This window comes from Streptomyces sp. NBC_01255 (genome assembly GCF_036226445.1).
Taxonomy (GTDB): Bacteria; Actinomycetota; Actinomycetes; order Streptomycetales; family Streptomycetaceae; genus Streptomyces.
This window is the reverse complement of the sequence record NZ_CP108474.1, coordinates 8,400,413-8,422,240: the sequence shown is the minus strand read 5'-3', so window position 1 is coordinate 8,422,240 and position 21,828 is coordinate 8,400,413. Positions and strand designations below refer to the sequence as shown.

General features: G+C 72.9%; 22 protein-coding genes. 9 read left to right on the top strand and 13 right to left on the bottom strand.

All coding sequences use genetic code 11. The features are described from left to right. Window positions 1–103 precede the first annotated feature (103 nt). Complete coding sequence (locus OG357_RS37980; RefSeq protein WP_329625437.1) at window positions 104–490, bottom strand: hypothetical protein; 387 nt, start codon at window positions 488–490, stop codon at window positions 104–106. A gap of 193 nt (window positions 491–683) precedes the next feature. Between OG357_RS37980 and OG357_RS37975 the strand changes: the two genes are divergently transcribed. After that, a complete protein-coding gene (locus tag OG357_RS37975; RefSeq protein ID WP_329625436.1) occupies window positions 684–1,499 on the top strand; it encodes a type 1 glutamine amidotransferase in 816 nt (271 codons plus the stop codon). Here the strand turns inward: OG357_RS37975 and OG357_RS37970 are convergent, their stop codons facing one another. Beyond that, the gene (locus OG357_RS37970) at window positions 1,500–1,661 is read right to left on the bottom strand and encodes a hypothetical protein (RefSeq protein WP_329625435.1); all 162 of its coding nucleotides are present in this window, start codon (window positions 1,659–1,661) and stop codon (window positions 1,500–1,502) included. It lies immediately after the preceding gene. Between the two features lie 161 nt (window positions 1,662–1,822). Here OG357_RS37970 and OG357_RS37965 point away from each other — a divergent pair, with 161 nt between their 5' ends. Further along, entirely contained in the window at window positions 1,823–2,260 is a 438-nt protein-coding gene (locus OG357_RS37965; protein ID WP_329625434.1) for an OsmC family protein, read from the top strand. A gap of 172 nt (window positions 2,261–2,432) precedes the next feature. Here the strand turns inward: OG357_RS37965 and OG357_RS37955 are convergent, their stop codons facing one another. Next, a complete protein-coding gene (locus tag OG357_RS37955) occupies window positions 2,433–4,661 on the bottom strand; it encodes a sulfatase-like hydrolase/transferase (protein ID WP_329625433.1) in 2,229 nt (742 codons plus the stop codon). 242 nt (window positions 4,662–4,903) lie between these two features. Continuing rightward, window positions 4,904–5,536 (bottom strand): hypothetical protein, encoded by a 633-nt coding sequence (locus OG357_RS37950; RefSeq protein ID WP_329625432.1) that lies wholly within the window; start codon window positions 5,534–5,536, stop codon window positions 4,904–4,906. An 87-nt stretch (window positions 5,537–5,623) separates the two neighbouring features. On the opposite strand from OG357_RS37950, the gene OG357_RS37945 reads away from it, so the two are divergent. Together OG357_RS37945 and OG357_RS37940 are read left to right on the top strand one after the other, a co-directional pair. Then, a complete protein-coding gene (locus OG357_RS37945; RefSeq protein WP_329625431.1) occupies window positions 5,624–6,055 on the top strand; it encodes a hypothetical protein in 432 nt (143 codons plus the stop codon). Window positions 6,056–6,108: 53 nt separating this feature from the next. Further along, window positions 6,109–6,582 (top strand): hypothetical protein, encoded by a 474-nt coding sequence (locus tag OG357_RS37940; RefSeq protein WP_329625430.1) that lies wholly within the window; start codon window positions 6,109–6,111, stop codon window positions 6,580–6,582. Between the two features lie 34 nt (window positions 6,583–6,616). Here OG357_RS37940 and OG357_RS37935 read toward each other — a convergent pair whose 3' ends face one another. Both OG357_RS37935 and OG357_RS37930 read right to left on the bottom strand, forming a co-directional pair. Next, window positions 6,617–8,053 carry a carboxylesterase/lipase family protein gene (locus tag OG357_RS37935; RefSeq protein ID WP_329625429.1) on the bottom strand — a complete coding sequence of 479 codons (1,437 nt, stop codon included), beginning with the start codon at window positions 8,051–8,053 and terminating at the stop codon, window positions 6,617–6,619. A 52-nt stretch (window positions 8,054–8,105) separates the two neighbouring features. Beyond that, on the bottom strand, window positions 8,106–9,458 hold the full coding sequence (locus tag OG357_RS37930) for an MFS transporter (protein WP_329625428.1): 1,353 nt from the start codon (window positions 9,456–9,458) through the stop codon (window positions 8,106–8,108). Between the two features lie 136 nt (window positions 9,459–9,594). Here OG357_RS37930 and OG357_RS37925 point away from each other — a divergent pair, with 136 nt between their 5' ends. Both OG357_RS37925 and OG357_RS37920 read left to right on the top strand, forming a co-directional pair. Then, window positions 9,595–10,548 (top strand): LysR family transcriptional regulator, encoded by a 954-nt coding sequence (locus OG357_RS37925; RefSeq protein WP_329625427.1) that lies wholly within the window; start codon window positions 9,595–9,597, stop codon window positions 10,546–10,548. Window positions 10,549–10,600: 52 nt separating this feature from the next. Further along, window positions 10,601–10,966, top strand: coding sequence for a hypothetical protein (locus OG357_RS37920; protein WP_329625426.1), 366 nt, complete (start codon window positions 10,601–10,603; stop codon window positions 10,964–10,966). A gap of 291 nt (window positions 10,967–11,257) precedes the next feature. Here the strand turns inward: OG357_RS37920 and OG357_RS37915 are convergent, their stop codons facing one another. Further along, window positions 11,258–11,731 carry a GNAT family N-acetyltransferase gene (locus tag OG357_RS37915; protein ID WP_329625425.1) on the bottom strand — a complete coding sequence of 158 codons (474 nt, stop codon included), beginning with the start codon at window positions 11,729–11,731 and terminating at the stop codon, window positions 11,258–11,260. Window positions 11,732–11,843: 112 nt separating this feature from the next. Between OG357_RS37915 and OG357_RS37910 the strand changes: the two genes are divergently transcribed. The 3 genes from OG357_RS37910 (at window position 11,844) to OG357_RS37900 (ending at window position 14,266) form a co-directional block, all read left to right on the top strand. Further along, a complete protein-coding gene (locus OG357_RS37910) occupies window positions 11,844–12,254 on the top strand; it encodes a hypothetical protein (protein ID WP_329625424.1) in 411 nt (136 codons plus the stop codon). Between the two features lie 322 nt (window positions 12,255–12,576). Further along, window positions 12,577–12,918, top strand: coding sequence for a DUF5713 family protein (locus tag OG357_RS37905; RefSeq protein WP_329625423.1), 342 nt, complete (start codon window positions 12,577–12,579; stop codon window positions 12,916–12,918). Between the two features lie 136 nt (window positions 12,919–13,054). Continuing rightward, window positions 13,055–14,266 carry a serine hydrolase domain-containing protein gene (locus OG357_RS37900; RefSeq protein WP_329625422.1) on the top strand — a complete coding sequence of 404 codons (1,212 nt, stop codon included), beginning with the start codon at window positions 13,055–13,057 and terminating at the stop codon, window positions 14,264–14,266. A 96-nt stretch (window positions 14,267–14,362) separates the two neighbouring features. Here the strand turns inward: OG357_RS37900 and OG357_RS37895 are convergent, their stop codons facing one another. The 6 genes from OG357_RS37895 to OG357_RS37870 form a co-directional block, all read right to left on the bottom strand. Further along, window positions 14,363–14,755, bottom strand: a complete 393-nt coding sequence (locus OG357_RS37895; protein ID WP_329625421.1) for a nuclear transport factor 2 family protein — start codon at window positions 14,753–14,755, stop codon at window positions 14,363–14,365. 72 nt (window positions 14,756–14,827) lie between these two features. After that, window positions 14,828–17,146 carry an arylsulfatase gene (locus OG357_RS37890; protein WP_329625420.1) on the bottom strand — a complete coding sequence of 773 codons (2,319 nt, stop codon included), beginning with the start codon at window positions 17,144–17,146 and terminating at the stop codon, window positions 14,828–14,830. Beyond that, complete coding sequence (locus tag OG357_RS37885) at window positions 17,143–17,967, bottom strand: formylglycine-generating enzyme family protein (protein WP_329625828.1); 825 nt, start codon at window positions 17,965–17,967, stop codon at window positions 17,143–17,145. Before OG357_RS37885 ends, OG357_RS37890 begins: the two co-directional genes overlap by 4 nt. 110 nt (window positions 17,968–18,077) lie before the next feature. Then, window positions 18,078–20,006, bottom strand: coding sequence for an ABC transporter ATP-binding protein (locus OG357_RS37880; protein WP_329625419.1), 1,929 nt, complete (start codon window positions 20,004–20,006; stop codon window positions 18,078–18,080). Next, window positions 20,003–20,878: an ABC transporter permease gene (locus OG357_RS37875; protein WP_329625418.1), complete on the bottom strand. Its 876-nt coding sequence runs from the start codon at window positions 20,876–20,878 to the stop codon at window positions 20,003–20,005. The genes OG357_RS37880 and OG357_RS37875 overlap by 4 nt, the downstream gene beginning before the upstream one ends. Before the next feature lie 5 nt (window positions 20,879–20,883). Further along, window positions 20,884–21,828, bottom strand: a complete 945-nt coding sequence (locus OG357_RS37870; protein ID WP_329625417.1) for an ABC transporter permease — start codon at window positions 21,826–21,828, stop codon at window positions 20,884–20,886.

Here is a 21,828-nt window from a genome sequence, read left to right as displayed (position 1 = left end):
CTCCGTCCCCGGTGCCGCTCGTGTACTCGTCCCGCCCGGGGTGCCGCCGCGCCATTCGGTGTGCCTTTCGACAGGGGTCCCGGTCCTGTGCCGCCGGAACTACTCAGATGCGATGATCATCGCTCATCTGGAGCCCTTCCGGGGAGGGTTCGGTCCGCGGGACTCCCCCGTCACCACACCTCCCCAGCCTGGTCGAGACGGCCCGTCCTGCGCGGGAGCCGGACCCCGAGGAGAGCGCGCCCCAGGCCTTCCTGCCGGCCCGTACGCCGCGCGACTGAACCCGGCCGCCGCAGGAGCGGAGCTGCGCCCCGGAGACCCGGGCGCGCTGGCCGCCGCCCGCGATGAGGGCGTTCACGGAGGCCATCGGGTCGCCGCCCGCCGACCGGACGAGCAGGGCGCCGAGCACCACGGGGCCGAGGGCCACCGCGAGGGCGGTGCCGGTGGCGGTGACGTGCTGGAGGGGGCGGGGGCGCCCGGCGTCGGAGGTCATGCCCCTATTCCAGCGGTGGGCGGCGCGCGGCGTATCGGTCGGCGTACTCAGCCGGGCGGCGCGGCCTACTCACCTGATGCCCAGCCGATCACGGGGGGACTCCAGGGGCTCCCGCTCGGACACTTCTTCGGAGATCCTCGGGGAATCGAACACCCCGGGCGTCCCCGGGCCGGAGCGGGGAGGCGCGACCGCCGTGACGAGCGAGATGAGCGAGACGGCTGTGACCGGCGAAGTGGACGGGGATACCGAGAACCCTGCGGCACCGGGCACAGCCCCTGCCGTTCTCGTCGTCCAGCACGAGGAGGACGCGGGCCCCGGTCTCGTCGGGGACCGTCTCGTACGGGCCGGCCTCCGCCTCGACGTGGTGCGCGCCTGGCTGGGCGAGCCCCTCCCGGACGACCTGGGCGGCCACGCGGGGCTCCTCGTCCTCGGCGGGTCCGTCGGCTGCCGGGACGACGAGTCCGCCCCGTGGCTGCCCCGCGTCCGTACGCTCGTCCGCGAGGCGGTCGCCGGCGAGGTGCCGCTGCTCGGGATATGTCTGGGCGGCCAGCTCGTGGCCGACGCCCTGGGCGGTTCCGTCGTGGCCCGGACCGGGGGGCCCGAACTGGGCGCCGTGCCGCTGCGGCGGCTTGCCGCGGCCGATGAGGATCCCGTACTAGGCGGGGTACCGGAGGGCGCGCCGGCGGCGCAGTGGCACTGGGACGAGGTGGGCCGGCTGCCGGCAGGCGCCGTCCCGCTGCTGACGGGTGACGACTGCCCGTACCAGGCGTTCCGGGTGGGGCGTGCGGGCTGGGGGCTCCAGTTCCATCCGGAGGCGGGGTCCGGCACGGTCGCGCTGTGGGCGGAGGCCGACGACGCGCAGGTCCGCGCGGACGGCGGCGACCCGGCGGCCGTGGTGGCCTCGGTACGGGAGGCGGAGCCGGAACTCCGTACGGTCTGGGGCGCGGTGTCCGAGGCATGGGGCGCGGTCGTGCGGGCTCACTCCGGAGCGCGCACCGCCCGGACGTGATCAGGGCCGGTCGACGAGGGCGAGGAAGAGGAGAGAGAGGAGGACGACGGCGGTGGGGGCGAGGGGCAGGGTGGCGACGGTGGCGACGGCCGGTGCGATCCAGGCGCGCGGAGCGCGGTCGGCGGCGGGGGCGGGCGGGGCGGCGGCGGGGCGGTCGGGCATGGTGGCATTCCACCGGACTCGCGGACACGGCACATGAGTGCGGATACTCGCCTCCGGGTTGGGTGCGCGACGGGCGCGTCCGCTTGGCGGGACCGTGACCGTGGGGTTGTGTGGCGGTCGACCGTACCGCCACCGCACGACAGCGAAGGAGCTCCGCCGCCATGGCCGACTACCGGATCGAAACCGTCCGCACCGGGTACCGGAACTGGACCGCCCGCAACGACCGGGGGGCGGAGGTCCGGATGGCCGCCGCCGACGACGCGGACGCGCAGCCCTCGTTCACCCCGGTCGAGTTGCTGCTCGCGGCGATGGGCGGCTGCGGCGGCCTGGTCGTGGACCGGACCGCGCGCGCCGTGGACCACGACGACCTGCGGATCGTGGTGGAGTCCGTCTCGGGCCCGGAGGACGACGGCCGGGTGGGCCGGATCAGGGTCAGCTACGAGTTCGAGCTGCCGGACAACAACCCGAAGGCGGATGAGGTGTTCGCCCGGGCGGTGCGGCTGACGCACGAGAAGTTCTGCACGGTGAGCCGCACCGTGGAGCACGGCGCACGGGTCGAGGCGATCCTGCCGGACGGCACTGTCGGCTTCGAAGGCTGACGGAACACTAGACAGCACGAGACAGCACGAGACACAGCAGACGCTCAGTCGTTCGGCATGACTGACCGGTGACCACACGCCGAACCAGTGCTCGGCTCCGTACTCCTCGAACCGCTCCGCCTCGACGAACCCCGGCTTCACCGCGAGGCGCATGCGCGGTCGTCGGCCGCACCTAGCCCACCGTGATGTGGGCGAGGGCCCAGGAGGTGTGGTCGAAGGACGTCCTGGCGTTGGCGTCCGTCACCTCCAGGCGCAGGACGCGGACCCCGCGTACGTCCACGTCCACCGGTACGGGGCCGGTGGCGGCCGTCAGGGTGGGGGTGGCGAGGAGGACGCGGTCGTCGCCGTACACGGTGGCGCGGGTCGCGCCCGTGGAGCTCTGGCGCGCCGAGAAGTCGTCGATGCCGACGAGTGCGGTGAAGCGCTGTGCCGCGCCGCCGAGGTGGAACGACACGTCGCTGTACGCGTGGACTCCGAGGCCCTTGGGGTACGTGGTGCCGCCGAAGGCGATCGGGGTGCCGTCGCCGGCCCCGTTCTTGCCGTTGGAGCTGTCGCGCTCGACCGGGCCCCAGCCGTTGACGGCGCGGATCCAGGGCAGGTCCGAGAGGTAGCCGTCCCGGGTGGGCGCCGGGGGCGGGGTGGTGACGACACCGTCGTCGGCGTACCGCACGGGGCCGCCGGGCGCGAGGGCGGTGCCCTCGGCGGTCAGCGTCCACGGGGTGGCGGCGGGGGCGCCGGCGGGCGGGGTGACCTGCCAGCTGGTGGCGAGCCGGGCACCGGGGGCGAGCTGCGTCGCCGCGGTGGCCGTGGTGGCCCGTACGGTCCAGCCCGCGGGGGCGCGCAGCGTGACGGCGGCCGAGTTCCAGGCTCGCGCGGAGCCGTTGGCGAGAGTTGCGGTGACGCTGAACGGCTGCCCTGGTACGGCGAGTTGAGGGACGGCCAGGGTCGTCCCGAAGTCGGCGCGGGGGTAGGTGTCCTGCCAGGAGGAACGCATCAGCGCGACGAGTTCGGCGACCCGGGCGGGGTACCGGGCCGCGAGGTCGGAGGTCTCGCCGAGGTCGGTGGCGAGGTCGTACAGCTCCACCTGCCACTGGTCGTCGGGCAGGGCGTGGTCGCGGACGGGAGCGAAGCGCACGGCCTTCCACCGGTCCTTGCGGAGCGCCTCCGCGAGCCAGGTGGACCGCTTCTTGTCCTGGGCGTCGGCGCGGCTCGTGACGCCGCGCTCGTCGCGGAACCAGTAGAGGTGGTCGTGGTGGGCGGCGCTCCCGCCGCCGGCGAGGAGGGGCGCGGCCGAGAGGCCGTCGACGTCGGAGGGGGCGGGGGCGCCGCCGAGTTCGGCGAGGGTGGGGAGGAGGTCGGTGAGCGGGGTGGGGCGGTCGCTCGTGCCGGGCAGGACGCGGCCGGGGCCCCAGGCGATGAGGGGAACCCGTACACCACCTTCGTACAGATTGCGCTTGTAGCCGCGCAGCGGCCCGTTGGCGTCGAACAGATCGGGGTTGACGCCGCCCTCCTCGTGGGGCCCGTTGTCGCTGGTGACGAGGAGGACGGTGTCGTCCGCGAGTCCGAGGGCGCGCAGCCGGTCGACGATGTCGCCGACGAGGGAGTCGAAGAGGCTCACCTGCGCGGCATGGCCCTTGTTGGCGGCGGTCCAGGTGCGGGAGGCGTAGGCGCCGGTGTCGGGGATGTCGCTGGGAGCGTGCGGCACGGTCGGGGTGAGCAGGAGGAGGAACGGTTCGGCGGCATGGCGGTCGAGGAAGTCGAGGGCCCGCTGCCGCAGCAGGTCGGGCGCGTAGGTGCCCTTGGCGCCGCCCGCGTTCCCGGGGACGGGCTCCTTCGCGCCGTTGTGCCAGAGGTACTCGGGGTAGTACTGGTGCGCGTGGCCGTGGTCGATGTAGCCGTGGAACTCCTCGAAGCCGCGGGCGTTGGGATGGCTGTCCTGGCCGGCGCTCTCCGGCCCGAAGCCCCACTTGCCGATCACGCCGGTGCGGTAGCCGCGGGCCCTGAGCACCTGGGCGAAGGTGGTGTCGGCGGCGGTGAGGGAGCCCTGGGCACCGGACGGGTTGGCGCGTACGGTCGCGTGCCCGGTGTGCAGTCCGGTGAGGAGGGAGCAGCGGGAGGGGGCGCAGACGGCAGCCGTCGAGTACGCGTCCGTGAACCTCAGTCCGTCGGCGGCGAGTCCGTCGATGCGCGGGGTGGAAATGAGCTTCTGCCCGTACGCGCCGAGCTCGCCGTGACCGAGGTCGTCGGCGAGCACGACGATCAGGTTCGGCGGGCGGGTGGTGTCCTCGGGCACGGCGGCCGCGGCCGGTCCCGCCGCGGCACCGACTGCGCCGGTCACGGGCAGCGCGCCGAGCCCCAGCGAGACGGCGGACCCGGCGAGGAAACGACGGCGGCTGGACATGGAGGGTCTCCTCAGGCAGGGCGGTGGGGCGCGGCTGACGACGCTTCAGGGGAGGCCCCGGGTGCTCGTCGTGCGGCTCCCGGGCCACTGCCGATCATCGACGCGCCCGCCCCGCCGGACCATGCACAGCGCATGAAGAACGTGTGACACGCGTCAGGCGAGGTTCGCCCCCCACGGTTCCGACGAGGCGGTGTCCCACGAGGTTGCTCGTACGGCGGCACCCGAGGGTCGGCGCGCCGCCGTCAGCATCGTTGCGCGGGCCCGATGAGCGTGAGCCCCATCTGTGCGGCGAGCCAGTGGGCGTACGGCTCTCTTCTCTGACGGCCGTCGAAGACGGCGCTGCGGACGTGGACGAGGACGGTGTGGTCGTCGGTGGGCTCGTCGAGCTCGCGGGTACGGGTGTGGAAGAGAAGTGTCACTTCGGCGTGCTTGGACTCGCCGTGGAATCCCGCTTCGGGCGCGTCCGGCCATTGCAGTGACCGCCAGTTGATCAAGCCCACATTCGGGCCGATCGTCGCGGTGAAGCCGTCCTCGATACTGCCGACCGGCAGATTCCACGCCTCCCACTCCACCGGCAGTCGTCCCTCGAACGCCGCCTCCTCGGCCGGCAGGCCGCTCGCCGGGACACCGACGACGAAAGGAGGCTGGTCCTCGAACGGCACCCCCTGGAATTCCTCCAGCTCGGACGCCCCGCGGAACCGTCCCCCGGGCATGGCGTTCGCCACCCGCCGCACCTCGGCGACGGAGGAAAACTCCGCATACGCGGAGACGTCGGAGCACTCGCAGCGGCCGAACTCCATGAGACGGCGCGCCGTGCGCAGGGCGAGTGCTGGATCAGGGGTACGGAAGACGGGATAGGCGACGTCGACGGACATCCGATGACTGTGCCACGGCCCGTCATCGCAGGACATCGCATTTTGCAGCACGCTTCCCACGGCGCAGACTCGTCTTAGAGTGTCGGCATGTCACTTAGTCGTCTGGTCCTCTCATCCGGTCGTTCGATCGAGCTCAGCGAGCTGCGGATGTCGTCGACCTATGCGGGGATGCTGGAGGGCTACCCGTGCAAGCGCATCAACGACTTGAAGGTCAGTGGCGTCCAGCGGGAGGCCGAGGCCGCGTTCTCCTTCGCGCCGGTCCATCTCGTCCCGCCCCTCCGCGAGTACCCGGACCGGACCGCAGGCCCCTTCGGCCCCGTCGAGGTGCTGCCTTCCGTGGCTTGCATCGGTGTTTTCGGCTCGACAGCTGTCGCTCCTGATCTCGACCCGGTGCTGCACCGCTCCGTTCTCACCGTGGTCTGGTTCCAATCCGGCCCGGATGTCCCGTCAGGCGAGGACGCTGATCGTGCGCTTCGCGGCATTCGCTGGGAAGAGCTGGCCCAGGACTACGAGCTGTAGCGACGTGTGCTGATCACGGCCGCTCCTTGAGACACCGGACTACGATCTCGCCCATGGAGACCTCCATGGTGCGCCCACAGCCCTTGGCCGTCCTTCCCACCTGTGTGTGGAGCGACGACGAGCGGGACGCGATGCGGCTCGGGCATGTCAGCCGTGCGATGGAGGGCAAGTGGCATGTGGTCTCCGAGGGCGACACCGTCCGGCTGCTGAGGAGCTGGACGGGACACGAGGTCTACCGGGCCGAGTTCGGTCCGGTGGACGCGTCCGAGGGCGGTGGGTGGCGCATCGTCCGGGCCGTGGCTGAGCGAGATCCGGACCGGTACGTGGATTTCGGGGCGGAGTTCGACGCGGTGATGCTGGAACTCGTCCTGCGCACGTATGCCCTGTCCGAGCCGGCACCGGAGCTGCGCACCCTCATGGTCTCCCTCGTCGCCGATGCCACGGGCCGTACCGACGCCCCCTCCACCGCGGTGGAGATGAGTCTCCTCGGCATGCGTACGGATCCGCCGGCGGCAGCTGCACGGTGACGTGCCGGACACCCCGTCAGGGGTGTCCGGCCGCTCAGTCGAGCCAGATCGAGCGAACCCCGCTCAGCGGGTCCTCCGCGATCCGGGGCTCGGTGTCCCAGATCATCGTGGCGCGCTGGTCGGTGGTGTAGCGCGGCCAGTCGGCGCCCGGGTCCTGGTCCGTCACGAAGGCGACCCAGGCCCGGTGCATGGCGTCTGCCAGGCCGCGCGGCGGTGTGGCCCCGGCGACGGGTGCGACGCCTTCGGAGTCGAGGACGTCGAAGGCGAAGGGCAGGTCGAGGCAGTGGAAGGCGATGCCCATGACCGGTGAGCGCCACGCGAACTCGTAGAGCCAGGTGGGCTGTTCCCGCGCGGCGCGGGCGTCGGCGAGGGCGAGGTTCGGGGCGCGGAAGACCGCGTCCGTCATCGCCTGGCCGAAGAGGGCGGCCTCGCCGCCCTTCGCGTACGCCTCGGTGAAGGCATCGGTCCGGGCAGCATCGAGGCCGACGCCCCCGAGCAGGAGCGGCAGCGGGACGCCCTCGGGCGCGGGGACCATCGTGAACTCGTGCTCGGTGAAGCCGAGCATCAGCGGGACGCCGTCGCCCGCGCCGCCCGTCGTCAGCGCCTCCTGCGCGGGTACGGGGATCAGCTCGCCGTCCGCGAAGGGGGCGAGGGCCAGCAGTGGCGGCAGGCCCTCACGGTCCGGGCCCTCCTCGGCCAGCCGGTCCTGGAGCGCGAGCATCTCGTCGTCGCCGAGGTCCCGCAGCGCGGCCGCGGTGGCGGGGACGCCGGTGCGGGAGGTGAGGAGCCGGGCGGCGGCGCGGGCGACCTCGGGGCCGTCGGGGCGCAGGACCGCGCCCGAGACGGAGATCACGCCGCGGAACAGGTCCCGGGCGGACGGAACGGCGAGGAGGGTCTGGACGGCGCCGCCGCCGGCGGACTGTCCGGCGATGGTGACCTTGGCCGGGTCGCCGCCGAAGGCCGCGATGTTGTCGCGGACCCATTCCAGGGCGGCTATCCAGTCCCGTACGCCGCGGTTGTCGGGGGCGTCCTCCAGGTGGAGGAAGCCCTCGATGCCGAGCCGGTAGCCGAGCGAGACGACGATGACGCCGTCGCGGTTGAAGGCGGCGCCGTCGTACCAGGGGCTGGCCGCCGAACCGGCGACGTAGCCGCCGCCGTGGATCCAGACGAGGACGGGCAGCCCTGCCTCCGGGACGGTGTCGGGGGTGAAGACGTTGAGGTTGAGGACGCCTTCGCCCGGGATGGTGGGCTCGGGGATGATCACGACCTCGCCGAAGGGCCGGCGCTGCGCGGTCGGGCCGTACGCGGTGGCGTCGAGCGGCTCCGTCCACGGCTCCGGCGGGACGGGCGCGGCGAACCGCAGGTCGCCCACGGGGGGCTGCGCGTACGGGATGCCCAGGAAGCGGAGGCTGCCGTCGGCACGGCGTTCGCCGCGGACGGGCCCTCGGGCGGTGGTGACGGTCGTGCTCATGCGGTGCTGCTCCTTCTGCGCGGGGGCGACACGGGGCCGGACAAGGAGCGTGTCACCGTCCACTTACACGTGTCAATTCCGATGTCGGCTCCGCCCCTGCCACGGCCTCGCGCCGCGGGAGCAGCAGCGGCGTCGCCAGGAGGAGGACGCCCGCGAGGGCGATCGCCGCCCGGGGGCCGACGAGTCCCGCCAGGACGCCCCACAGGGCGGTCAGGGTCGCGGTGGTGGCCTTGCCGGTGACCGACCAGGCGGTGAGGGTGCGCGCCACCCGGCCGGTCTCCGTCAGGCGGAGCCGGTGGGCGGCGAGCACCGGGTTGAAGACACCGATGCAGGTGATCAGCGCGAGCTCGACGGCCATGACGAGCAGGAGTCCGATGACGCCGGGATGGACGAAGACCAGACCGACCGGCCAGCACACGCGCAGCGCCCCCGAGACGAGGAGGACGCGGTGGCGGCCGAACCGGTCGACGAGTCCGGGTGCCAGGCGTGCGCCGATGAGCCCGCCGACGCACGGGACGGCGAACGCGAGGCCGTACTGCCAGGGCGTGAACCCCAGCGGCCCGAGCATCAGGACGGCGAGCAGCGGTGCGGTGGCCATGATCAGGCCGTTGACCAGGACGGTGTGGAAGAACAGCGGGCGCAGCAGCGGGTGGGCGAGGACGTGGCGCCAGCCTTCGACGAGATCGCCGAAGCGTGCCCCGGACCGCGTCTGCGGCCGCGTCTCCCACCGGATTTCCCGCCGCGTCTCCCGCCGGTTCTCCCGCCGCTTCGCCTGCCGGTTCTCCCGCCGACTACCCCCCTGGCTCTCCCCACCGAGGCTGGGCTCCCGTGGCGCGATCGCCCGGATGCCCGCCGCCGAGAGCAGGTAGCTGACGGCGTCGGCCGCCACGGTGGCGACCGGGCCGAGGAGCGCGATCAGGGCGCCGCCGAGCGGCGGCCCGACGACGGTCGCGGTCCAGGTCGTGGACTCCAGACGGGCCTGGGCGGCGACCATGCCGTCCGGCCTGACCAGCGCCTTCAGGAAGGCGCCGGCCGCCGCGCCGAAGGTGATGTCGGCCGCGGCGACGACGACCGAGACGAGCAGGAGCTGGGCGAGGCCGAGCCGGCCGAGGGCGTACGCGACGGGGACGCTCAGCAGTGCCGCGCACCGGACGAGGTCCATCGCCACCATCACCGACCGCTTGCGGCGGAACTCCACCCACGGCCCGAGCGGGACCGCGACCGCCGCACCCACCGCGGCGCCCACCGCGGCCAGCGAGGCGACCTCGGCGGCACCCTTGTGGAGCACGGTGATCGCGAGCAGCGGGAAGGCGCTGAACGCGAGCCCGGTGCCGAGTGCGCTCGCCGCGTAGGCCGCCCACAGCCATCCGAAGTCGCGCCCCGGCGACGGCCGTCCGCCCGCCATGTCCGTACTCCTCTCCGCGACGCGTCGAACAACCGCGCGTCGGCCCCCGACATCCAAGCGACTCACCGATACCGGGAGCAAACAACCCGATGCCGGGCTGGGCACAACCACCGGTTGTCGGGATAGCGTGAGGAGCGTGGATCTCGAAGCCGTACGCACCTTCCTCGCCGTCCTGGACTCGGGCCGGTTCCGGCAGGCCGCCGACGAACTGTCGATCACCCAGCAGGCCGTCTCCAAGCGCGTCGCCGCGCTGGAGAAGGAGCTGGGCGTACGGCTGCTCACCCGGACCGCGCACGGCGCCGAGGTCACGATCGACGGGCAGGCCTTCCTGCCGCACGCCCGCGCCCTGCTCCACGCCGAGGCCCGGGCGATCGCCTCCGTACGGCCCGGCAGCCGCGCGCTGCGCGTGGACGTGATCGGCAGACGGCTGGCGCCCGCGGCGCTGCTGCGCGCGTTCCACCGGACGCACCCGGAGATCGAGCTCGACGTCGTCACGCTCTTCGACGCCGACGCGGCCGTCGCCGCCCTGCGGTCCGGCACGATCGACGCGTCCTTCCGCGCGGTCACCATGCCCGGCCGGCAACTCCCCGAGGGCATCGGGGCCCTGCCGGTCCTGGACGAGCCCCTCCAACTGCTCACGGGGCCGGCCCACGCGCTGGCGTCCGCCCGCTCCGTCTCACCCGCGCGGCTCGCGGGGCACCGGATCTGGGTGCCCGGGATCGTCAGCGGAACCGAGTGGGCCGCCTACTACGCCGACCTCGCCGCCGAGTTCGGGCTCACGATCGAGGTGACCGGGCCCGACTTCGGCACCGAACCGCTCCTCGACACCGTCGCCGACTCCCCCGAACTCGCGACCCTCGTGGGCGCGGGAACGCGCCTCGTCTGGCCCGAGGCACACGACCTGCGCCGCATCCCCGTGCACGGCCCGACGCCGGTCTACCCGCACTCGCTGCTCTGGTCCCTGGACAATCCGCACCCGGGGCTCCTCGCCCTCCGCGACCACCTCGCCGCTCCCCGGAGCGAGGCCTCGGGGGCCGACATCTGGACACCCTCCTGGGCACGCCAGCGAACGCGGCCCCCCGCGCTCTAGAATCGGACCGACCGGCAGCCGGACCGGCGGTCCTGGGGGAAGGCGGCACGCGATGACCTGGAACCTCAATACCGTGATCGGGCTGCTCGTCCCCCTCGTCGGGTTGGGACTCATCACGGCGGGCATCGTCTGGAAGGGCCGTGCCGTACGGCCGTTCGCGGCTTCCCGGGCACGGTCCGTCGCCCAGCGGGAGTACGCGCGCGACCTCCAGCGGGCCGCCGATCAGGTGATCGCGACCGCCCGCAGCTCCGCCGGCGACGGCGAACCGGCCATCGTCACCGTCGAGGCCGTGGTCCGCGTGACCGAGAACCGCTACGGGTACGCCGAGGTGGAACGGCAGCACGCGGCGGCGGCACTGCGGCGACGGTTCGAGCACTGGCGGTGCGCCGTCGACTGCGTCACGGACGCGTACACCTAGCCTCGCGCACGTGCTCAGAGACAAGGGAAGTGCCTCTGACCAGCGGCGAGGGAGACTGCTTGAGGTTCCCGACTCCCGGTTCCTGTACATCGAGCAACTCACCGGAGACCGGTCGTGCTCGGGTGGAACGTGCCGTGATGACGGCTGTCTCCATCCCGTCCAAGGTGTAGCCACTGCCGTGTCAGGCGACGCTCGCCCGGGGGCGACCACCCGCCACGCCGGCACCATGGCCCGTGTGCCCCCGCTGCGGCGGCGAGCTGCCGCCGACAGTGCACTTCACGGCAGGTCCCCTCAGGCGTCGAGTGGGAGTTCCAACAGTTCCTCCGGAGGCTGGAAACCGGAGCGCTGATAGAGCGGGGTGCTGCGCTCCGACGGCCAGACGATCAGGCCTTCTAGGCCGACGCTGCGTGCGTGCTGCTTCAGTGCTTCGAGGAGTGCCGAACCACATCCCTTGTTCCGACGTGACGGCATCACGAAGAAGTTCGTGACATAGCCGACCGGGTTGTTGTCCGCGTAGGGTTCCGGCATCCGCTCCACCGGGCAGAGGAAGACGTGACCGCAGATCTCGCTGCCGGTCTCCGCGACCCAGGCCGACCAGCGGCCATCGCCGAGCCGGTCGCGGATCCAGAGCTCGGCCCCTTCCAGGTTCCGGGCAGGGACCGGCGGTTGCCCCTCGTAGTCCTCCTGCTTGAACGTCCACCGCAGTTCGGCCAAGGCCCGGGCATCGGAGGGCCGGGCCGGACGTACCAGGAAATCTGTGGCCATGGGGCGAGCCTCACTTGTGGGGCACGTTGAAGCAAACCGATTTCCTTACTGGTCACAGGAGGAACAGGCCTTGTCGGCCCGCGCGCGACCAGCGGCTGAGAACATCAGTGGCGTGATCACTTGGATGCACCGCACCCCACGCTGGGTGGTGGCCGTGGTGTGCGCCATCGCAGCCGGCCTGCTCCTCGTCGGCGCCGTCGCGCATGTGACCGACCTTCTTCGCCACGGCCTTCATCCGTACGACTGGGCTCCGAGGTGGCTCAACCTCTACTGGTCCTCGCTGGCGATCCTCGACCCGCTCGCAGCTGTGCTTCTCATCAGCGGCAAGCGTCGAGGGACTGACCTCGCCTGCGCCATCGTGACGACCGACCTCGCCGCCAACTGGTACGCCACCTACGGCATCCAGCACAGCAGCCTCGCCGCTCAGCCCGGCCTCCAACGGCTGGTCGTCTTCACCGCACTCGTCCTGGGCACGGCGCCGTTCGTCCGACGACTCCTCTCGTGCTCCTCCTGCAGATCGTGATCGCCTGTTCCCGTACCGTCCCCACCACTGCAATCCGCTCAAGGCCCTTCTTGTACCGCTGGACCGCGGAGCGCGGTCTACCGACCGCCTCGCCGTTCTGTTCCGGGTGACGGACTGCCACGACGGTGAGATCGTGGCCTTCTACGAGCCGGGGCAGAAGGGGCCCGACCCCTTCGGTTCGGTGAAGGTCCTGGTCAGGTGAGTCGGCGCGAGTCGCGTAAGGGGCCGGTCACAAGCGGGCCGGCGTCCACGGGCGGCGTCGTTGTCAGTGCGCTCGTGCATGATCGGCGCGTCAGTTCTTCTACGGAGGCGGGGAAGTGCCATGCCGATCACCAACCAGCAGGTAACAGGGCACGCGTTTCTGCGGCCGCTCTACGCGGACCCGTACTTCCCCGATCACGTCGTCGACCAGGGCAAGGCGATCCTGTTGCGGCTGTGCGAGCGGATCGAGGCCGAGCAGCCCTCGGAGCCGGCGGCGCTGTACGTGCTGACCCGGGCCGCGACGGAGGAGTTCAACCTTCTGGAGGCGGAGTTCGAGGCGGCGGGGAGTGAGATCGAGACGGTTGCCCGTGAGTCGATCGCCGCGGACTTCTGGTCCATCGCTTCGGCGTACGGGTTCACGGACGCGGACGTCGAGGAACTGATCGCCGACCGGGACTGGTGAGCGGGCCCGTCTCAGCGATCCGCGCGGCGCCGAACGAGTGGACTCGGTGGGGCGCTCCTCGGACAGGAGGTCTCCGGCCGGGGTCCGGGTGGTGATGTGGCTGCCTGCTCCCCGACCTGGAAGAGGCGCCCCCGACATGCGACGCACCCCCACCCGACGTCTGTTCGCCGCAGCACTGCTCGTGGCGTCCGTGCTGGCCCCGACGGCCTTGGCCCCGGCCCCGGCGGTCCATGCCGCGGGCGTCGACCGGTACGAGAAGGACGACTGCCCGCCGGGCGGTCTCGGCCCCGAGGTGAACGCCCGGCTGGACAAGGCCATCGAGGACGTCCGCAAGCAGGCCGGCATCCCCGGCGTCGTCGTCGGCGTGTGGATGCCGGGCAAGGGAAGCTACGTCCGCGCGACCGGCGTCGCCGACACGGTGACCCGCGAGCCGATGTCCGCCGACTCGTACATCCGGATCGGCAGCGAGACCAAGACCTTCACGGTGACCGCGCTGCTCCAGCTCGTCGACGACGGCCGGGTCGGTCTCGACGACCCGATCGCGAAGTACATCCCCCACGTGCGCAACGGCCACCGGATCACGCTCCGCCAGCTCGCCGGGATGCGCAGCGGCCTGTTCCCGTACACCTCCGACGACCAGTTCGTCCACGACCTGCTGAGCAATCCCCAGCGGACGTACACGCCGGAGCAGCTGCTCGCGTACGGCATGAAGCACAAGAACACCTTCAAGCCGGGCGCCCAGTTCGAATACTCCAACTCCAACCTCGTCCTGCTCGGCCTGGTGGTCGAGAAGGTGACCGGCCAGCCGCTCCGGGACGTCATCCGCAACCGGGTGCTGCGCCCGTCCGGCCTGTTCCACACGCTGTTCCCGAAGGGGGCCGAGTTCCCCGAGCCTCACTCGCACGGCTACACCGACCAGACGCTGAGCGGCGAGATCGAGGACGCCACGGACTGGAACCCGAGCTGGGCCTGGGCCGCCGGGGCGATGATCTCGAACCTGCAGGACCTGCGCCACTGGGCCGAGGTCGTCGCCACCGGAAAGCTGCTCAGCCCGGAGACCCAGGCACAGCGGCTCAAGACACTCCCGACCGGCTTCCCCGGAACCACGTACGGCCTCGGCATCTTCGAGACCGAGGGCTGGATCGGGCACAACGGCTCGCTGCCGGGGTACGAGACGGTGACCGTCTACCTGCCCTCGCAGAAGGCCACCCTGGTCCTCATGCTCAACACGGACGCCCGCCGCGTCGCCAACCAGGAGCCGTCGACGCTGCTCGCCCGGGCGGTCACGCAGATCGTCACGCCGGACAACGTCTACGACGGCGCCAACGTCACCCCGCGTCAGTCCTGAGCGAGCTCGACGGAGAGTCGGGCGCCCAGTTCCTCGAAGCCCAGTGCGGCGGCGACCCGCCGGGAAGGCCACCGGAGCCCGGGGCGGGGCGGGTCGTCATGCGAGGTGTTCGGGTACGGGCGTCCCCTGGTGGTAGTACATCCGCAGGGGCCCGCCGCCCGCCGTCCCGGGGGCACGTCGCCACAAGGAACTGCGGCGGACGAGACGGCCGTCGTACACACACTCGTACGTGAGGTGGACGACTCCAGGGGCGAGCACCGCGCCCGAGAAGGACGTGGCTTCGTGGTGCGGGCCGTCCTCGGCGCTGCCGGTCAGCTCGGGGAGCGCGGCGAGCATCTCCTCGTACGTCCAGCGGCGGCCGGAGGCGCCGACCTCGACGAACTCGGGGTCGAAGAGGGCGACGGAGAGAGCGTGGGAGGCGCGGACGGCCGGGTCCAGCAGGCTCAGTTCGCCCGCGATGGCCTCGGCGATGTCGGGATCCTGGGTCATGGGGCCATTGTGGCTGGTCGGGAGGGGTGGGTCACGGGATTTTCTCCCGGGACCCACCCCTCCCGCCTGCCGTTACTCGAAGGCCGCCGCCGCCTCCTTGAGGGCCGCCGCGACGGCCTCGGGCGCGTCCGGGCCCGGTGCTCCGGGCCGGTAGGTGACGGAGCGGAGCCTGCCGGTGAAGCGGAAGGAGCGGTGGCGTTCGAAGAGGGGCCACGAGACGGGTGACTTGCGGTCGATGCCGACGCTGATGCCCTGGAAGGGAGCCATGCCGACGAGTTGGTGGACGCTGTCGGGGGCGGCTCGGTGCTCGCCGTCCACGAGCACGGTGAACCGCCAGCGGAGGCCCTCCTCGGCCGTGGCGACGAGGAAGATCTCGTGCGGGCCCGGGGCGAGGGGGCCCGCGTCGGTCTCGTGGAGGCGCCCGTATTCGTTGTACGCGAAGGCCAGCCGGCCGTTCTCGACGTAGAGGCTGTAGCCGCCGCCCTGGTCGCCGTGGGAGACGAGGACGCCGTCGCCGGTCTCCTCGACGGCCACGGCGATCTCGAAGGACCGCAGGGAGACGAGCCGGGAGGAGCGGTAGCGCTCCAGCTCCGGGGTGCCGGGGAGCAGGGTGACGGGGCGGCTGAGGCGTTGCTCGGCGGGGTTGCGGCGGGCGAGGGCGCCGCTGTGGTCGGGCAGCGGGAAGACGCCGTTGCGCCAGGCGGCCTCCTCCCAGGCCGCCGACAACTCCTTGACCAGTTCGGGCTGTTCGGCTGCGAGGTCGTGGATCTCGGTGGGGTCGGTGCGGATGTCGTACAGGGCCCATTCGGAGTCGTCGTAGGGCGTGCCGGGCCGGTGGAGGGTGACGAGTTTGCGGCCGTCGCGGTAGTGACTGCGGTTGCCGGTCATCTCGCAGTACTGCTCGGGGTGGGTCGAGTCGTGGGCGGGGTCGGCGAGGACGGGGGTGAAGCTGATGCCGTCCGGCTCCTGGAGGGGGATGCCGCGGCGGCTCTCCGGCCGGGCCAGACCCGCTAGTTCGAGGAGGGTGGGGGCGATGTCGGTGACGTACTGGTACTGGGGGCGCAGCCCCGTCGAGAGTCTGCCGTCCCGTGCCCCTTCGGGCCAGGAGAGGACGAAGGGGACGCGGACGCCGCCGGCGTAGGTGTGGCCCTTGTAGAGGCGGAAGGGGGTGTTGGAGGCCATGCCCCAGCCGCGGGGGTAGTGGACGAGGCTGCGGGGGCCGCCGATGAGTTCGGGGTCACGGTCGACGTCGGGGTCCCAGTCGCCGGGGAGGCGGGGGTGGTGGACGAAGCGGCTGAAGTAGGAGCGGGTGCCCTCCGCGCCGCCCTCGCCGGTGCCGCCGTTGTCGGAGGTGAAGACGATGATGGTGTTGTCGAGTTCGCCGAGGGCGGCGAGGGTGCCGGTGAGCCGGCCGAGGTTCTGATCGATGTTGTCGACGAGGGCGGCGTAGACCTCCATGTAGCGGGCGTAGAGCCGCTGCTGATCATCCGTCAGGGAGTTCCAGGCGGGGACGTCGAGGCCGGCCTCGCTGTTGCGTTCGGGGAGTTCGGTGCCGGGCGGGAAGAGTCCGGCGGCGAGCTGGGCGGCGAAGCGGCGCTCGCGCAGGGTGTCCCAGCCGTCGTCGTAGCGGCCGCGGTGGCGGGCGATGTCCTCGGCCTTGGCCTGGAGGGGGCCGTGGACGGCGTTGTGGGCGAGGTAGAGGAGGAAGGGCTTGTCCGGGTCGTGGGCGCGCAGCGACTTCACCATGGAGATCGCCTGGTCGGTGATGTCGTCGGTGTAGTAGTAGTCGTCGGGGAACTCGTCGATGTCGAGGGGGCTGTTGTCCCGGACGAGCTGGTGCGGGTGGAAGAGGCTGGTGAGGCCCTCCAGGACGCCGTAGTACTGGTCGAATCCCTTCTGGAGCGGCCAGTTGGCGCGGTCGTCGGCGGCGTTGGAGGCGGAGTCGCGGACGAGGTGCCATTTGCCGACGGCGTAGGTGGCGTAGCCGGCGTCGTGGAGGAGTTCGGCGAGGGTGGGGATGTCGTCGGCGACCTCCATGCCGTAGCCGGGGAATCCGGGGTCCGCGTTGGCGACCATGGCGTAGCCGACGCGGTGCGGGTTGAGCCCGGTGAGCAGGGCGGCGCGGGCGGGCGAGCAGAGCGGCATGGTGTGGTAGTTGGTGAGCCGTACGCCGTCGTCGGCGAGGCCGTCGAGGACCGGTGTCGGGATCTCGGAGCCGAACGGCCCGATGTCGCTGAAGCCCATGTCGTCGACGAGGACCACGACGATGTTGGGGGCCTTGGCGGGCGGGGTCGTACGGCCGGGCCAGGCGGGTTCGGACTCGGCGAAGGTGCGGCCGACACGGCCGGGGAAGCCTTCGTAGGGGTCGCGGCGGGGCGGGGCGGCGGTCATGCGGGGGCGGGTCCTTCCGGATGCGGGGGAAGCGTGCGGGCGGTGCGGAATCCGCCGTGGCCGGTCGAGGAGTCGGGGGTGTTGCGGGAGCGGGCGGCGACCCGGTAGCGGTTGCAGTAGGAGGCGTGGCAGAGGTAGGAGCCGCCCCGGATGACGCGCTCCCCCGGGCCGAAGGCGTCCTGGCACCACTCCCAGACGTTGCCGGAGGTGTTGTACAGGCCGTGACCGTTGGGTTCGTACGCGGTGACGGGCACGGTGCCGACGCGGCCGCCGGGCCGGTCGGAGCGGTGTGGGAAGTCGCCGGTCCAGGTGTTGCACTTCTCCGTGCCGCCGGGGGTGAAGTCGTCGCCCCACGGGTAGCGGGCGCCGTCGAGGCCGCCGCGGGCCGCGTACTCCCACTCGGCTTCCGTGGGCAGCCGGACGCCCGCCCAGGCGCAGTAGGCGAGGGCGTCGTCGTACGAGATGTGGACGACGGGGTGGTCGGCGCGGTCGTGGATGCCTGAGCCGGGGCCCTCGGGACTGTGCCAGGCGGCCCCTTCGACCCCCAGCCACCAGGGGGCCTGCTCCACCCGGCCGAGGACGTGGCCCGCGGCGGCGGGGTGGAGCAGGAGGTGGAAGACGAAGGAGGAGCCGAAGCGTTCGGCGTCGGTGCGGTACCCGGTGGCCTCGACGAACTCCGCGTACCGGGCGTTGGTGACGGCGGTGGCGTCGATCGCGAAGGCGTCGACCGTGACCTCCCGTACGGGTCCCTCGCGGTCGGCCGGGTAGCCCTCGCCGAAGGCGTCGCCCATGCGGAAGGTGCCGCCGGGCAGTTCCACCATGGGGCGGGGCGGCGGGGCAGCGGTCCGTACGGTCGGCAGGGGCAGCAGATCGACGGCCCGGGCGGCGCCGGCGTCCCCCGTACAGACCCGTCCCGGGGTGCAGCAGGCGCTCACGCGGACACCGCCCCGGCGGGTACCCGGACGGGTACGGGTTCGGGCGCGGCGGCGAGGAGCGCGCGGGTGTACGGGTCGCGGGGGTGCTCGCACAGCTCGTCGGCGCCTCCCGTCTCGACGATCCGGCCCTCGTGCATGACGGCGATGCGGTGGCTGACCTGGCGCACGACGGCGAGGTCGTGGGCGATGAAGACGAGGGCGAGGCCCAGGTCGCGCTGGAGGTCGGTGAGGAGGCCGACGATCTGGGCCTGGACGGAGACGTCGAGCGCCGAGACGGGTTCGTCGCAGATGAGGACGGCGGGTTCGGGGGCGAGGGCGCGGGCGATGCCGACGCGCTGGCGCTGGCCGCCGGAGAAGGAGCGCGGGTGCCGGCCGGCGGCGGCCGGGTCGAGGCCGACGAGCCGCAGGAGTTCCGCGACGCGCGTGGCGCGCTCCCCCGGGGCGACGGTCCCGAAGGCGCGCAGCGGTTCGGCGACGATCTCCCCGACGGTCATGCGGGGGTTGAGCGAGGCGTACGGGTCTTGGAACACCATCTGGACGCGGCGGCGTACGGAGTGCAGGGCGGCCCGGCCGGGGCGGGTGACGTCCCGGCCGTCGAGGAGGATCCGGCCGCCGTCGGCGGGATGGGCGTGGGCGAGGACGCGCGCGAGGGTGGACTTGCCGGAGCCGGACTCGCCGACGATGCCGAGGGTCTCGCCCGCGGCGAGGGTGAGGGAGACGCCGTCGAGGGCGGTGAAGGTACGTCGGCCACGACCCTTGTACGTCTTGCGGAGGCCCTCGGCGCTGAGGACGACGGCGCCGGGTGCGGGCCGGTCGATCCGGACGGGCGGCGGGGGCGGCGGCAGCGGCTCGGTGCGCTCGGCGGCGGGCAGGCAGGCGGCGCGGACGGTCTCCGTGACGGCGGTGAGCGGCGGGGTGGTGGTGTGGCAGCGGTCCTCGGCGAGGGCGCAGCGGGCCGCGAAGGCGCAGCCGGTTACGGGCAGGGAGAGGTCGGGCGGGGTGCCGGGGATGCCGGTGAGCCGGGTGCCGGAGGGGGCGGAGAGGCGGGGTACGGCGGCGAGGAGGCCGGCGGTGTAGGGGTGGCGGGGGCGGGACAGGACCTCGGCGGTGGGGCCGTCCTCGACGACGGTGCCGCCGTACATGACGAGGACGCGGTCGCAGGCGCGGGCGACCACGCCCATGTTGTGGGTGATGAGGACGAGCGCGGTGCCGGTGGTGCGGGTGAGTTCGCCGAGGAGCGTGAGGATCTGGTCCTGGACGGTGGCGTCGAGGGCGGTGGTGGGTTCGTCGGCGAGGAGGATGTCGGGTTCGCCGGCGAGGGCCATGGCGATGAGCACGCGCTGGCGCTGGCCGCCGGAGAACTGGTGCGGGTGGTCGTCGAGGCGGCGCTCGGCGTCGGGGATGCCGACGAGGCGGAGCAGCTCGACGGCGCGGGCGCGCCGGGCGGCCTTGTCGCGGCGGCGTGACGTGTCACCGCGGCCGGACCCGGCCCCGCGGTCTCCGGCACCGGCACCGGCACCGGCACCGGCACCGGCACCGGCACCGGCCCGGCCGTCGTGGGCGCGGAGTACCTCGTCCAGGTGGCGGCCGACGGTGAGGACGGGGTTGAGGGCCGTCATCGGGTCCTGGAAGACCATGCCGATACGGGCTCCGCGCACGGCCCGCAGCGCGGACTCGTCGGCGGTGGCGAGGTCCTGCCCGTCGAGCCGGACGGCTCCGCCGCTGATCCGGCCGGTGCCGGGGAGCATCCGGAGCAGGGCGAGGGCGGTGGTGGACTTGCCGGAGCCCGACTCGCCCACGACGGCGAGCGTCTCGCCCCGGCGGAGCGTGAAGGACACGTCCCGGACGGCGTGCAGCGCCCCGCCGTCGGGGGTGGTGAACTCCACCTCCAGGCCCTGGACTTCGAGGAGCGGCGGGCTGGTCATCGGCGTATCTCCCGGTTCAGTGCCTCGGCGGTCAGGGAGAGGCCGAGGACGAGCGCGGTCACGGTCACGAGCGGTCCCGCGGCGAAGTGCGGGGCCTGGGCGAGATAGGGCATGGACTGGCTGAGGACGGCGCCCAGGGTGGGTTCGGGTGGCCGGACTCCGACGCCGAGGAAGCTCATGGCGCCCTCGATGAAGACGGCGACGGTGAGGGAGACGGCCAGCTGGACGACGAGCGGGTCGGCGGCGTTGGGCAGGATGTGCCGGGTGAGGATCCGGCCGCCGGATGTGCCGCCGACGCGGGCGGCCGTCACGTACTCCCGGCCGCGCTGGACGAGGATGCCGGTGCGGAGGAGCCGCCCGAAGACGGGGATCTCCGCGAGGGCGATGACGAGGATCACGGGTGTCCGGCCGGGGCCGAGGATCGCGGTGACGGCCAGCGCCAGGATCAGTCCGGGGAAGGCGAGGACCAGGTCGAAGGCGCGCTGGACGACGGTGTCCGCGACCGGGTGGGTGGCCGCCGCCAGGGCGAGGAGGCAGCCGAGGGCGGCGCCGAGCGGGACGGCGACGGCGATGATGCCGAGGTCCGCGCGGATGCCGTACAGGAGTCGGGCGAGGAGGTCGCGGCCGAGGTCGTCGGTGCCGAGCGGGTGGCCCGAAGTGCCGGGCCCGGCGAGCGCGAGTGCGCTCTGGTCGGTGGGGCCGTGGCCGGCAAGGAGCGGGGCGAGGAGCCCGGCGAGGACGACCAGGCCGACGAGGGCGAGGCCGGTACGGCCGCGGGCGGTGGCGAGGGCGGCCCGGTAGGGGTGGCGGGACGTGCGGGACTTGCGGGACTTGCGGGCGAGGGGCGGCTTGGCCGCTGCGAGGGTGGTCATGGCGGTCACTCCCACCTGATCCGGGGGTCGAGCCAGGCGTGGACGAGGTCGGTCACGAGCTGGACGAGGACGAAGACGGTGACGAGGAGGAGCAGGAGGTCCTGGACGACGGGGTAGTCGCGGCGGACCAGGGCCTGTTCGGCGAGCTGGCCGAGGCCGGGCCAGGCGAAGATCGCCTCGACGAGGACGGCGCCGCCGAGGAGGTGGCCGGTCTGCATGCCGAGGAGGGTGACGACGGGCGGGAGGGCGTTCGGGAGGGCGTGGCGCCAGAGCAGGCGCCGGGGCGTGATGCCGGCCGCGGTGGCGGTGCGGACGTAGTCCTCGGCGAGGGCGCGGCCGATGCTGTCCTCCAGGTAGCGGCCGAGGACGGCGGCGCTGGGCAGGGCGAGGCAGAGCGCGGGCAGCAGCAGGTACTGGACGCCGAGGTCGGGTGCGGTGAGGAGCGGGACGCGGCCGCCCGGGGGCAGGACGCCGAGGAGGACGGCGAAGAGGAGGACGAGGAGGACGCCGGTGACGAAGGGCGGTACGGCGAGGGCTCCGGTGGTGAGGATCCGTACGGCGCCGCGCAGCCAGCGGTTGCGGGAGGTCGCGCCGACGATGCCGAAGAAGCCGCCGAGGACGACGACGAACAGCAGTGCGCCGAGGGTGAGTTCGACGGTGGCGCCGACGCCGTCGGCGATCAGGTCGGCGGTCTGGCCGCCGATCGCGTAGGAGGGTCCGAGGTCGCCGGTGAGGAGGCCGCCGATCCATCGCGCGTACTGGGCGGGCAGGGGGTCGTCGAGGCCGAGGTGGGCCCGGATTGCGGCCTCGGCCTCGGCGCTCGCGTCGGGTCCGGCGAGGACGGCCGCGGGGTCGCCGGGGACCAGCCGGAGCACGGCGAAGACGAGGAAGGAGGCGAGGAGGAGGACGAGGAGGGCGGAGGGGAGTCTCCGCAGCAGATAGCCGTGCAT

Coding starts and splice junctions, on each gene's coding strand:
- OG357_RS37980 (WP_329625437.1), bottom strand. CDS start 490: ATGACCTCCGACGCCGGGCGCCCCCGCCCCCTCCAGCACGTCACCGCC.
- OG357_RS37970 (WP_329625435.1), bottom strand. CDS start 1,661: ATGCCCGACCGCCCCGCCGCCGCCCCGCCCGCCCCCGCCGCCGACCGC.
- OG357_RS37965 (WP_329625434.1), top strand. CDS start 1,823: ATGGCCGACTACCGGATCGAAACCGTCCGCACCGGGTACCGGAACTGG.
- OG357_RS37955 (WP_329625433.1), bottom strand. CDS start 4,661: ATGTCCAGCCGCCGTCGTTTCCTCGCCGGGTCCGCCGTCTCGCTGGGG.
- OG357_RS37950 (WP_329625432.1), bottom strand. CDS start 5,536: ATGTCCGTCGACGTCGCCTATCCCGTCTTCCGTACCCCTGATCCAGCA.
- OG357_RS37945 (WP_329625431.1), top strand. CDS start 5,624: ATGTCACTTAGTCGTCTGGTCCTCTCATCCGGTCGTTCGATCGAGCTC.
- OG357_RS37940 (WP_329625430.1), top strand. CDS start 6,109: ATGGAGACCTCCATGGTGCGCCCACAGCCCTTGGCCGTCCTTCCCACC.
- OG357_RS37935 (WP_329625429.1), bottom strand. CDS start 8,053: ATGAGCACGACCGTCACCACCGCCCGAGGGCCCGTCCGCGGCGAACGC.
- OG357_RS37930 (WP_329625428.1), bottom strand. CDS start 9,458: ATGGCGGGCGGACGGCCGTCGCCGGGGCGCGACTTCGGATGGCTGTGG.
- OG357_RS37920 (WP_329625426.1), top strand. CDS start 10,601: ATGACCTGGAACCTCAATACCGTGATCGGGCTGCTCGTCCCCCTCGTC.
- OG357_RS37915 (WP_329625425.1), bottom strand. CDS start 11,731: ATGGCCACAGATTTCCTGGTACGTCCGGCCCGGCCCTCCGATGCCCGG.
- OG357_RS37905 (WP_329625423.1), top strand. CDS start 12,577: ATGCCGATCACCAACCAGCAGGTAACAGGGCACGCGTTTCTGCGGCCG.
- OG357_RS37900 (WP_329625422.1), top strand. CDS start 13,055: ATGCGACGCACCCCCACCCGACGTCTGTTCGCCGCAGCACTGCTCGTG.
- OG357_RS37895 (WP_329625421.1), bottom strand. CDS start 14,755: ATGACCCAGGATCCCGACATCGCCGAGGCCATCGCGGGCGAACTGAGC.
- OG357_RS37890 (WP_329625420.1), bottom strand. CDS start 17,146: ATGACCGCCGCCCCGCCCCGCCGCGACCCCTACGAAGGCTTCCCCGGC.
- OG357_RS37885 (WP_329625828.1), bottom strand. CDS start 17,967: ATGGTGGAACTGCCCGGCGGCACCTTCCGCATGGGCGACGCCTTCGGC.
- OG357_RS37880 (WP_329625419.1), bottom strand. CDS start 20,006: ATGACCAGCCCGCCGCTCCTCGAAGTCCAGGGCCTGGAGGTGGAGTTC.
- OG357_RS37875 (WP_329625418.1), bottom strand. CDS start 20,878: ATGACCACCCTCGCAGCGGCCAAGCCGCCCCTCGCCCGCAAGTCCCGC.
- OG357_RS37870 (WP_329625417.1), bottom strand. CDS start 21,828: ATGCACGGCTATCTGCTGCGGAGACTCCCCTCCGCCCTCCTCGTCCTC.